Source organism: Brachybacterium sp. AOP3-A1-3, from assembly GCF_052378285.1.
Lineage (GTDB): Bacteria > Actinomycetota > Actinomycetes > Actinomycetales > Dermabacteraceae > Brachybacterium.
The window spans coordinates 82709-94053 of sequence record NZ_JBQSXM010000011.1 but is presented as its reverse complement, the minus strand read 5'-3'; the positions used below and the strand labels follow the sequence as shown (position 1 = coordinate 94053).

Sequence of the window (11345 nt, the reverse complement as noted above, 5' to 3'; positions counted from 1 at the left end):
GGTGTTCGCCGGGCCCCCCCGCCCGTGCGTGGTGTCCGGGACGGGACGGAGTCAGCGGGAACTGGTCACGTCTGCGGCAGACGGTCACGTCAGCGGGAGCCGGTCACGTCAGCGGGAGACGGTCACGTTCCCGAGCTCGGAGGTCACCGTGAGGGTGCCCACCTCGTCCCCTGTCCGTGCGGTGAAGCTCGGATCCACATTCCGTTCGCCGAGCTCGGTGCTCGCCGTGACGGACCACTGGGTGGTCCCCGGTGCGGTGAGGTCGACGTCGCCCAGCTCGGAGCTGACGGTCACGTCGCCGCTCGCGTCCACCGGCAGCAGCAGGTCGGCGTTGCCCACCGACGTGGTCACCTCGACCGTGTCCGGGGTGGGGCCCTCGAGCTCCACCTCGACATCGCCCACGTCGCTCGTCACTCTCAGCCCGCCCGGGGTGGTCACGGAGGCGAGGCGCACGTCTCCCACCTCGGAGGCCACCGCGAGGGAGGAGAACGTCCCCGTGGCGTCGACATCGCCCACGGTGGAGGTCAGATCGAGAGACAGGTCGAGGTCGTGCGGGACGAGCAGGAGAAGGTCACGCGTGTCGTTCTCCCAGGGAATCGCGGCCGGTCCTCCGGGTTGGCGCACGGTGATGCTCGGGGCATCGGCCCCGCCCGTGCGGTCGATGGAGGCCTGCGCCGTCGCGCCGGCCGCCGGCAGCGTCGTCGAGCCCTCCTCGACGAAGGCCAGGGTGACCTGGTCGACGTCCGCAGATCGCAGGACGTGCACGTTGCCGAGGTCATTGGTGATCTCGAGTGCGCTGGGGGTTCCGAGGCCGGTCGTGGCCGGGATCTCGGAGAAGCTGCGCGTGGTGAGCCAGCTCGACACCGAGACCGCGGTGAGCCCCAGCAGGAGCAGGAGCAGCACGATCGCTCCGAGGAGCGTGATCAGCAGCCGCCATGACCTGTCGCCCTGCGGGGACGGGGACAGTCGTCGGCCCGGCTCGAGCACGGATCCTCGAGCGGAGTCGGGTCCAGGGGCAGGGCCGGGCCCTGGTGCGGGGCCGGGTAGAGGGGCAGAGCCGGGCCCATGCGGAGGTCGGGGTGCGGACTGCAGGGTGGTCATGATCGGTCCTCGGATTCCAGGTAGCGCAGCACGGCCATCACCCGACGGTTCTCTCCGTCCACAGGGGGGAGGTCGAGCTTGGTGAGCAGGGAGGAGATGTGCTTCTCCACGCTGCCGGCGGAGACGAACAGGGCGTCGGCGATCGCCTGGTTGGCTCTGCCCTGGGCCATCAGGGAGAGGACCTCGCGCTCGCGCGGGGTCAGACCCTCCAGGGTCCGACGGCGACGGGAGCGGATGAAGATCTGCTGGACCACCTCGGGATCCAGCCAGGTGCCCCCGTTCCCGACGTCGGTGACCACGGAGAGGAAGTCGTCGACGTCGGCCACCCTGTCCTTGAGCACGTAGCCCAGGCTGTGCGGGGAGTCGGCGATCAGGTCCGAGGCGTAGCGCTCCTCGACGTACTGCGAGAGCACCAGCAGGGCCACGTCGGGATCCTGCTGGCGGATGAGCATCGCGGCCCGAACGCCCTCGTCGGTGAACGTCGGCGGCATGCGCACATCGATCACGGCGAGATCGGGCTGGTGATGGGAGACCGCGCTGAGCAGGGCGGTGGCGTCGCCGACAGCGGCGACGACCTCGTGCCCGGCGTCGGTGAGCAGGCGCTCCACGCCGGCTCTCAGCAGCACGGCGTCGTCGGCGATCACGATCCTCATCGGAGGGCCTCCTGGGTGTCGGGTCCTGCGGGTGACGCCGCCGGGGGCGGAGCATCGGCCTGGGTGGCCTGGGTGGCCTGGGTGGCCTGGGTGGCCTGGGTGGCCTGGGTGGCCTGGGTGGCGTCGGCCGTGTGCGCCGTGCGAGCAGCGGGGTCGGTGCGCGCGTCACGGAGCTGGCCGACGGCAAGGGGGAGCAGGGGGAGTCTGGCGTCCAGGACGGTGCCGCCCTCCGCCGGGCTGATCACCTCGAGCCGCCCGCCTGTCGCCCGGACCCGGTCGGTGAGTCCGGCGAGACCGGTGGAGAGCCCGTCGCGGCGCACCGTCGCCCCGCCCCGTCCGTCGTCCTGGATCCGTACCTGCAGCGCGGCAGGGCTCTGGCTCACCCGGACGCTCGCCCGGGAGGCCCCGGAGTGCTTGGCCACATTGGTGAGTGCCTCGGAGACGACGAAATACGCGACGGCCTCCCTCTCGCGGTCCAGTCGAGGAGCGCCGGATCCGGCGAGCTCGACCTCCAGCTCCACGGGGATCCGGGAGCGGGCGGCGAGAGCGGAGAGCGCCGCATCCAGCCCGCGGTCGGTCAGCACTGCCGGATGGATGCCGCGGGCGAGCTGGCGCAGGTCCGTCATGACGGCCTTCGACTCGGCGTGCGCCTGGTCCACGAGGTCGGCGGCGCGGTCGGGATCGGTGCGGATGGCCAGCTTCGCCATCCCGAGGGTCATGGCCAGGCTGACCAGGCGTGGCTGCACGCCGTCGTGGAGATCCCGTTCGATGCGCAGCCGCTCCTGGGCGGCCGCGTCGACCGCGCCCTGGCGACGCTCAGCGAGCTCGGCGACCTGCTCGCGCAGATCATCTTCGGAGCCGGAGATGAGCAGCCGGGCCAGTCCCCGATCCGCGAGCGCCCCGAGCACCAGGGCGAGCGCGGCGAGCAGCACGAGGGTCGTGGCGATGATGCCCAGCATCCAGCGGGAGAGGTCGATCCCTCCGACCTGCAGCGGGCCATGGCGCAGCGCGATGTCGCCGGCGCTCCATCCCAGCCACAGCAGGGACACGAAGAGGGTAAAGAACAGGCCTGCCACGAACATCGCGACGTGGTGGTGCAGGGCGCCGCGCCAGAAGGCGCTCGAGCCGAGCTCGAGCCAGCGGTCGTGGATCCAGCCGCCGACCCCGGTGCGCCGCGAGCGACGGCGGGACGGCAGGATCACGGAGATCCCGTGCACGGCGATGGCGCGACGCCGCTCGATCCGGACCGCACCCTGCATGAGCAGGAGCCAGGGGACGATCAGCAGCAGGCCGGAGCCGAGGGCGGGCAGGGCGCTGAGGCCCGTGAACAGCAGAGCCAGGCTGATCCAGAACCAGGAGACGAAGAGGAAGCCTCCCAGGAGCACGGAGGCGAGCGCCGCGGCGTGCAGCCGGGGTTGCGGAGCCACCGGTGGCGGCGCAGAGATGTCTTCCATGCCCCTGACAGTATTCGTGATGGCGGGTGCGGCCTACAGGGCCCTCCGACGTCCTGGACGGGGGAAAACCCCCGGACAGGAGTCGAGAGGGCCGATCCGCGGACGGCGTGAGGGGTCGCACTGGCCAGGTCGTGCCCGGACCGGGCCAGAAATGCGGTTCAATGGGTCCATGAGCAGTGATGCGAGCGCTTCGTCCGACGAGACCATCGATCCCGGATCCGACACCGGTACTCCGCCCGGAGAGGAGGGTCGCAGCGGTCAGGTCGTCGACGGTGTCGACGAGGCCGCCGCCGAGCTGGCGCAGTCCGGCCAGGAGCGCGGCACCCTGCGCGACGTCGCCGACTCCCTCGGCATCTCCAGCGCCGTCGCGCTGCGTGCCCTGCGCGGTTCCGACGAGATCAAGCCCAATATGGCGAGCAAGGTGCGCGAGACCGCAGAGCGCCTCCACTTCCCGCTCGAGGAGCTCAGCGACGAGGCGGATCACCGCGGAGTCGTCGCCGTACTCGTGAACACGATGCGCAACACCTGGATCTCCGACCTGGTGCGCTCGATCCGGATCGAGCTGGCCGCGACCGGCCGCTCCGCCGTCGTGGTCCCCACCCGACGCCGGCTCCCCGAATACCCGGTGGCCGCGGACACCGATGCGATCGAGTCGCTCGTGGACCTCGGCGTCGACGGCTTCCTGATGATCTCCGACCTCGCCGACATGGACACCGTGATCGAGGCGACCGCCGGCCGTCCCTTCGTGGGCATCGGATGCTCGAAGAGCTTCGTGGGGAAGTTCGACACCGTGCGGATCGATGACGAGGTGGGACAGGGCCTGCTGGTCGACCACCTGGTCGGCCTGGGGCATCGCGAGATCGCCCATATCGGGGGAGTGGGCGCCGCGGTCGCCCGCGAGCGGGCTGACGCCTTCCGTTCCGCGATGGAGCGCCACGGCCTCGGCGAGAACGCCCGCATCGAGCCCGGAGACTTCACCGAGCAGGTCGGGCAGACCGCCGGTTCGATGCTGCTGCGGGGCAGCAAGGTTCCCACTGCGGTCACCTGCGCGAACGACGTCACGGCGGTCGGGCTGCTCTCGGCGGCCCGCGAGGCCGGCATCTCGGTGCCCGAGGAGCTCGCCGTCGCCGGCTACGGCAACACCTCCCTGGCCGCCTCCGGCGTCTCCCAGCTGACGAGTGTGGATCCCAACTCCTCCCGGCTCGGTGCGCTCGCCGCGCAGTTCCTGGTCGAGCGGGTCTCGGGTCTGGAAGCTCCGGCACGCGACGTCGCGGTCGCCCCGTCGATCGTGGTGAGACGATCGAGCTCGGCCGGTCCCCGGCCCGAGTCCACGAAGCGCAAGCGGATCTCGGTCGACTGACTGCGACCGCACGATCCCCCTCTCCGCCCCGAGCGCGCCCCGCGCCCTCAAGACACGATTCCCGACACCCTGCGTTAGGCTCTGACCATGATCAACACCACGAACGATCCGAGCACACCGCCCACCCAGCGGTCCATCGGTGAACTCGTCCAGTCCATCCGGGACGAGCTCCTCGGCGTTGTCCATCACGAGATCGACATCGCCAAGAAGGAGATCACCGGGATCGCGATCAAGGCCGGCATCATCGCCGCCTGTGCCGCGGTGCTGCTGTTCCTGCTCCTCTCGGCCTGGGTGATGCTGCTGTTCGCCGCCGCGACCGGCCTCCAGGCCCTCGGCCTGCCCTACTGGGCCTCCTTCCTCATCGTCGCCGGCGTGTTCATCCTGATCTCGGCGATCGCTGGTCTGGTCGCCTTCCTGGTCTCGAAGAAGATCAAGGCGCCGGAGACCACGATCGAGACGGCCCAGTCCGCCGTCGACGCCGTCCAGGGCAAGCGCCGCAGCAACGCCGTCTCCTACGACGACACGTTCGAGGAGCTCTACGGCAAGCAGGTCAGCTCCCGCGCGGAGTGACCAGATCCCGCGCGGAGCGATCTGCTCGCACGGGGTGATCAGGTCTCGCGCGGACTGATCCGCCGTGGCCACCTCGGATCCCCGCGGAGGATCGCAGAAGCCGGTCCCTGGGGGATCGCAGGGTGATCCCTGCGATCCTCCGGCCCCCGGAGGGCAGGGAGCCGCCACCTGGGCAGTACCCTGGTCTGCGTGACTCTCCACCTGCATGACACCGCCACCCGCCAGACTGCGCCGTTCACCCCGGTGCGCGACGGGGCGGTGTCGTTGTACGTCTGCGGGCCGACGACGCAGGGCGCCCCGCATCTCGGCCATCTGCGCACCTTCCTCGCCTTCGATGTGCTGGTGCGCTGGCTGGAGCGCAGCGGGTACGCCGTCACCCACGTCCGCAACGTCACCGACATCGAGGACAAGATCCTCGCGAAGTCCGCCGAGGCGGACGTCGCCTGGTGGGCCTGGTCGCTGCGCTTCGAGCGGGAGTTCCAGGACGTGCTGGACAACCTGGGGAACCGTCGGCCCACCTATGAGCCGCGGGCCACCGGGCATGTGCCGGAGATGATCGAGCTGATGCAGCTCCTCATCGAGCGGGGACATGCCTACGCCGACGGCGAGGGGTCGGTGTACTTCGACGTCGCCTCCCACCCCTCCTACGGCTCGCTGACGCGGCAGAGCATCGAGGACATGCAGGACGCGGGCGAGGAGATGGAGCCGGGCAAGCGGCACCCCCGCGACTTCGCGCTCTGGAAGGCGGCGAAGGCCACCGAGCCCGGCACCGCCTCCTGGGAGACCCCCTTCGGGAGGGGCCGACCGGGCTGGCACCTCGAGTGCTCGGCCATGAGTCGCAAGTACCTCGGAGAGACCTTCGACATCCATGCCGGGGGCCTCGACCTGCGCTTCCCGCACCATGAGAACGAGCAGGCGCAGTCCCACGCCGCAGGCTTCGGGTTCGCGCGGCAGTGGATGCACTCCGGCGTGCTCACCGTGGACGGGCTCAAGATGGGCAAGAGTCTGGACAACTTCGTCACCGCCGAGAAGGCCCTGGCGCAGCACCCTGCCGCCGCCGTCCGCTACGCCATGGTGAGCGGCCACTACCGGGCATCGGTCGAGTACAACGCGACGGCCATGCGCGAGGCCGAGGTGGTGTGGGAGCGCTTCTCGGCCACGGCCCTCCGCGCCGCGGAGCTGCTCGGCGAGGATCCTCTGGCCGGACCCGGCGCGGATCTCGCGTCCGTCACCCTCCCGGAGGCTTTCGTCGCAGCGATGGACGACGACCTCGCGGTGCCCGAGGCGCTGGCTGTCGTCCATCACGAGCAGGCGGCGCTGAACTCGCTGCTCGCCGCGGGCGCCGCAGCGGAGGAGGTCGCCCCCGGGCTGGGCCGCCTGCGCGCCATGCTCGACGTGCTGGGCCTGGACCCGCTCGCCGAGCAGTGGGGGAGCACCACCGACAGCGCCGGCGCGGAGCATGCCGCGCTGGACGCACTGATCACCACCCAGCTGGCCGCTCGTGCAGCGGCTCGCGCCGAGAAGGACTGGGCCCGTGCGGATGCCCTGCGGGACGCCCTGAGCGCCGCAGGCATCCGTGTCGAGGACGGCCAGGGCGGCGCACGCTGGACTCTCGAGACCACGGACTGAGGAGAACACCCATGGCAGGCAACAGCTCGCGTCGCGGCGCGATGCGCAAGGGCAAGAAGGGCGCGACCGTCGGATCCGGCGGCGTGCGCCGTCGAGCGCTCGAGGGCAAGGGGCCGACGCCCCGCGCCGAGGACAGGCCGTACCACAAGAAGTACGTGGCGTCGTCGGGAGGCGGTACCGGCTCCGGCGGACAGCCCCGGCGCAGCGGGCTCAGCACCAAGGGCGGACGGAAGGCCCCGGGCAGCGATCTGGTGGCAGGGCGCAATGCCGTGCTGGAGGCGCTCGAGGAGAAGGTCCCCGCGACCCAGCTCACGGTCATGGTGCGCATGGACTCCGACGAGCGCGTGCGCGAGATCATGCGGCTGGCCACGGCGCAGGGTCTCCCGATCGCCGAGGCCTCCCGCACCGACCTGGACCGGATGACGGACCATTCGGTGCATCAGGGCGTGGCCCTGACCATGCCCGCGTACGAGTACGCCGAGGTCGACGACCTCCTCGGGATCGCCGCGGAGGCCTTCGAGACGCCGCTGCTGGTCGCGCTGGACGGCATCACCGATCCCCGCAACCTCGGAGCGGTCCTGCGCTGCGCGGATGCCTTCGGCGCCCATGGCGTGATCCTGCCCGAGCGACGCAGCGCCTCGATGACCGCGAGCGTCTGGAAGGTCGCCGCCGGCGCCGCCGGTCGCGTGCGCGTCGCCCAGGTCACCAACCTCAACCGCACGCTCACCTCCCTCAAGGAGCAGGGCGTGTTCGTGCTCGGCCTCGATGCGGACGGCGACGTCACCTCCCGCGGACTCGAGCTCAGCACCCAGCCCACCGTGCTGGTCGTCGGCGCCGAGGGCAAGGGCCTCTCGCGCCTCGCACGGGAGATCAGCGACCAGGTGGTGTCGATCCCGATGCCGGGTCGTGCCGAGTCGCTGAACGCCTCGGTGGCCGCGGCCATCGCCCTGTACGAGATCTCCGGGGTCCGGGCGGCGCACGGTCGAGCCTGATCCCTCGAGCCAGGCCTCGAGCCGGAGCCCTGGATCCTGATTCCGGGCGCCGGACGCGTCGAGGCAGCTCACGACAGCAGGGCCCGTCCCGGAGCGATCCGGGACGGGCCCTGCTGTCGTCGTATCGTCAGGCTAGCGGCACCCCTCAGGCAGGGTCCGCGGGCGGATCCGGGTCGATGGTGCCGTTCGCCGTCCCGTGATCGGCTTGCCCGGACCGGCGCAGACCGCGCACCGGCATGATCACGTACGGCAGCGCCAGCTGGATCACCGGACCGAGGCCGACAGCGTAGAGGAAGGTGCCCGCGCCCACCGGCCCGCCCAGCAGCCACCCCGTGCCCAGCACGAGGATCTCGAGCACGATCCGCACCGGTCCGACCGGCCGGCCCAGCCGCCGTGAGAGACCGGTCATCAGACCATCGCGAGCCCCTGGGCCGAGCTGCGCCCCGATGTACACGGCGGCACTGACGCCGTTGATCACCACTCCGGTGACCGCCAGCAGGATCCCGGTGATCAGCGAGGGCGCGGCGGGCAGCACGAGCATCCCGAGGTCGATGCTGACCCCTACCCAGATGGCGTTCGAGATGGTGCCGATCCCCACCTGCTCGCGCAACGGGATCCACAGCAGCAGGACCACGAAGCTGACCGCGATGCTGAGGGTGCCGACGCTCAGGCCGGCTCGATCGGCGAGGGCGGAGTGGAGGACGTCCCAGGGGGCGCCGCCGAGCCCGGAGCGCAGCAGCATCGCCAGGGAGAACCCGAAACCTGTCAGCCCCACCATCATCTGGAGGAGGCGCAACGGGAGACGGTCGATCCTCAGCTGGTCGCGGAAGGAGACGTTCGAGAGCTCAGGGGTGGGCACGGCCATGTCGCAGCAGGACCCGTCAGGAGTCGAAGCTCGGCAGCGCCGAGGTCTCGGTGGTCACGAGAGACTTCTCGTCGGGCCGGTGGATGAGGACGTTGAGGATGTAGTGCCGCACGGTCTCGTCGAGGCTCACGTCGGTCCCGGCCTTCTCGGACAGGAACCACTTGTGCTCGAGCACCTCGTGGAAGAACTCCGGCGGCTCGAGCTTGGAGCGCATCGAGCGGGGGATGGCGCGGACCACGGGCTCGTACTGCGTCTGCAGCCACTCGTGGGCGACGAACTCCTCGTCCTCGGCCTGCTGCTCGGTGGCTGCTCCGTACTGGTCCAGCTCGTTCAGGAGACGGCGCGCCTGGTTCTCCTGCGCGTCGATGCCGGTGAGCCGCATGAGCCGACGCGCGTGGTGACCGGCGTCGACGACCTTGGGGAGGATCGACAGGCTGGTGCCGTCGAGGTCGGTGGTGATCTCGAGCTCGCCCACGTCGAAACCCAGACGGTTGAGCTTCTCGATCCGCGCGGACACCCTCCAGCGCTCGTCGGCCGAGAACCGCTCGCGCTCGGTGAGGGCCGCCCACAGCTCTTCGTAACGGCGCACCAGGTCATCGCCCACCTCGACCGGATCGGCCTCGGGGTCGAACATGTCGCCGGCCTGCAGGTCCATCAGCTCACCGATGATGTTCGTCCGTGCGAGGTCCAGGTCGTAGGCACGCTGGCCGTCGGTCAGCTGCTCGTGCAGAGTGCCGGTCTCGACATCGACGATGTAGGCGGCGAAGGCACCTGCGTCACGGCGGAACAGGGTGTTGGAGAGGGAGACGTCTCCCCAGTAGAAGCCCTCGATATGCAGATGCACGAGCAGCACGGCCAGGGCGTCGAGCAGGCGGTGCGCGGTGTCCTCGCGGGAGACCTGGCTGAACACGGCGCGGTAGGGGAGCGAGAACTGCAGGTGCCGGGTGACGAGCATGGCATCCAGGGGTTCGCCGTCCGGGGTCGAGCGCCCGGAGATCACCGCGAAGGGTACGACGGAGGGCACACCGATGCGTCCCAGCAGACGGAGCATCTCGTACTCACGCTTGGCGAGGCTGTGGTTGATCTCCTTGAGGGCGAGGACGCGCCCGGAGACCCGCACGAACCGCACGACGTGACGGGAGATGCCGCGGGGGAGGGCGGCGAGGATCTCCTCGGGCCAGTCCTCCAGCGGCTGGTCCCAGGGGAGGTCCAGCAGTTCGGGATCGGCCCGGGACGCAGTGATCTCCAGGGGTGCCATTGCTCCATTGTCTCCCGTTCCGGGCCGCAGTGCCCACTCATCGCCCTATTTTCACCGGAGGACTACGGAAACCTCACGCCGGTTTCCCGGAATCGCCGGGAACGACGACGGGCGCCCGGCAGAAGCCGGACGCCCGTCGAGGGTTGCTGCTGGAGATCAGTCGCCCAGGCGCTGACCGTTCTTCGCGTCGAAGAGGTGGATGTGGCCCTCGCTCGGACGGAAGTAGACGGTGTCGCCCTTCAGCGGGGGCTTCCGGGCGTCGACGCGTGCGATGAACGGCTTCGCCGTCTCCTCGCTGCCGACGCGGCGGCCGTAGATGAACGCATCCGCACCGAGCTCCTCGACGAGGTCGACCTCGACGGCGATGCCCTGGTCGTCCGAGACGAGCTCGAGATCCTCGGGGCGCACGCCGACGGTGACCGAGGTCTCGTTGGTCTCGGAGAGGGTGGAGCGGTCCACGGGGAGCACGGCACCGCCGAACTCGACGCCCTGATCGGTGAGCTTCGTGTCGAAGAGGTTCATGGCGGGGGAGCCGATGAAGCCGGCCACGAACACGTTGTTCGGGTGGTCGTACATACGACGCGGGGAGTCGATCTGCTGGAGCACGCCGCGATCGAGGACCGCCACGCGGTCACCCATCGTCATGGCCTCGGTCTGGTCGTGGGTGACGTAGACCGTGGTGACGCCGAGACGACGCTGCAGCGAGGCGATCTGCGTACGGGTGGACACGCGGAGCTTCGCGTCGAGGTTCGACAGCGGCTCATCCATGAGGAAGACCTGGGGGGAGCGGACGATCGCACGGCCCATGGCGACACGCTGGCGCTGACCACCGGAGAGCGCCTTGGGCTTGCGGTCGAGGTACTCGGTGAGGTCCAGGATCTCGGCGGCATCCTCGACGCGCTTGCGGATCTCGGCCTTGGGGTTGCCGGCGATCTTCAGGGCGAAGCCCATGTTGTCGGCCACCGTCATGTGCGGGTACAGCGCGTAGTTCTGGAACACCATCGCGATGTCGCGGTCCTTCGGCGGGACGTCGGTCACGTCGCGGTCGCCGATGAGGATGCGGCCGGCGTCGATCTCCTCGAGGCCGGCGAGCATGCGCAGCGAGGTCGACTTGCCGCAACCGGACGGGCCGACGAGGACGAGGAACTCGCCGTCGCCGATCTCGATGTTCAGGTTGTCGACTGCCGGGCGCTCCTGGCCCGGGTAGACGCGTGATGCGTTGTCGAAAGTCACTGTTGCCATAGTGGTACTCCTTCACCGGCAGGTACGTGCCGGACGGTCCGTTGTGAAGTGATGGTCACCGGTCTCGAGCGTCCCTCGCAGGGAGGTGCGTCCTTGCACCGGCCCGGCGAGTGTATCCCACGTCTCATCGTTTCGGAAAACCCTGTCCAGGGGCCGTGCGGCACTGCGCACGGCACCCGGTACCGCACCCCGCGCGCCACCCCGGAGGCAGGCGGCGGAAC

At 70.2% G+C, this 11345-nt stretch carries 10 protein-coding genes; 4 read left to right on the top strand and 6 right to left on the bottom strand.

What is annotated here, in order from left to right; genetic code table 11:
• Nucleotides 1-108: 108 nt before the first annotated feature.
• The 3 genes from ACT3T5_RS14425 to ACT3T5_RS14415 form a co-directional block, all read right to left on the bottom strand.
• Complete coding sequence (locus ACT3T5_RS14425) at nt 109-987, bottom strand: DUF4097 family beta strand repeat-containing protein (protein ID WP_444579166.1); 879 nt, start codon at nt 985-987, stop codon at nt 109-111.
• Between the two features lie 110 nt (nt 988-1097).
• A complete protein-coding gene (locus tag ACT3T5_RS14420; RefSeq protein WP_444579167.1) occupies nt 1098-1754 on the bottom strand; it encodes a response regulator in 657 nt (218 codons plus the stop codon).
• Nucleotides 1751-3208, bottom strand: coding sequence for a sensor histidine kinase (locus tag ACT3T5_RS14415; protein ID WP_444594707.1), 1458 nt, complete (start codon nt 3206-3208; stop codon nt 1751-1753). The genes ACT3T5_RS14420 and ACT3T5_RS14415 overlap by 4 nt, the downstream gene beginning before the upstream one ends.
• 169 nt (nt 3209-3377) lie before the next feature.
• Between ACT3T5_RS14415 and ACT3T5_RS14410 the strand changes: the two genes are divergently transcribed.
• The 4 genes from ACT3T5_RS14410 (at nt 3378) to rlmB (ending at nt 7759) form a co-directional block, all read left to right on the top strand.
• Nucleotides 3378-4568, top strand: a complete 1191-nt coding sequence (locus ACT3T5_RS14410; RefSeq protein WP_444579170.1) for a LacI family DNA-binding transcriptional regulator — start codon at nt 3378-3380, stop codon at nt 4566-4568.
• Nucleotides 4569-4655: 87 nt separating this feature from the next.
• On the top strand, nt 4656-5138 hold the full coding sequence (locus tag ACT3T5_RS14405; RefSeq protein WP_444579172.1) for a phage holin family protein: 483 nt from the start codon (nt 4656-4658) through the stop codon (nt 5136-5138).
• A gap of 189 nt (nt 5139-5327) precedes the next feature.
• Entirely contained in the window at nt 5328-6767 is a 1440-nt protein-coding gene (cysS, locus tag ACT3T5_RS14400) for a cysteine--tRNA ligase (RefSeq protein WP_444594706.1), read from the top strand.
• A gap of 11 nt (nt 6768-6778) precedes the next feature.
• The gene (rlmB, locus tag ACT3T5_RS14395) at nt 6779-7759 is read left to right on the top strand and encodes a 23S rRNA (guanosine(2251)-2'-O)-methyltransferase RlmB (RefSeq protein WP_444579175.1); all 981 of its coding nucleotides are present in this window, start codon (nt 6779-6781) and stop codon (nt 7757-7759) included.
• Between the two features lie 145 nt (nt 7760-7904).
• On the opposite strand, the gene yczE is transcribed toward rlmB, so the two are convergent.
• The 3 genes from yczE to ACT3T5_RS14380 all read right to left on the bottom strand — a co-directional run bounded on the left by yczE (nt 7905) and on the right by ACT3T5_RS14380 (nt 11124).
• Nucleotides 7905-8618, bottom strand: coding sequence for a membrane protein YczE (yczE, locus tag ACT3T5_RS14390; RefSeq protein WP_444594705.1), 714 nt, complete (start codon nt 8616-8618; stop codon nt 7905-7907).
• A gap of 22 nt (nt 8619-8640) precedes the next feature.
• On the bottom strand, nt 8641-9882 hold the full coding sequence (locus ACT3T5_RS14385) for a DUF4032 domain-containing protein (RefSeq protein ID WP_444594704.1): 1242 nt from the start codon (nt 9880-9882) through the stop codon (nt 8641-8643).
• Between the two features lie 156 nt (nt 9883-10038).
• Nucleotides 10039-11124: an ABC transporter ATP-binding protein gene (locus ACT3T5_RS14380; RefSeq protein ID WP_444579179.1), complete on the bottom strand. Its 1086-nt coding sequence runs from the start codon at nt 11122-11124 to the stop codon at nt 10039-10041.
• Nucleotides 11125-11345 lie beyond the last annotated feature (221 nt).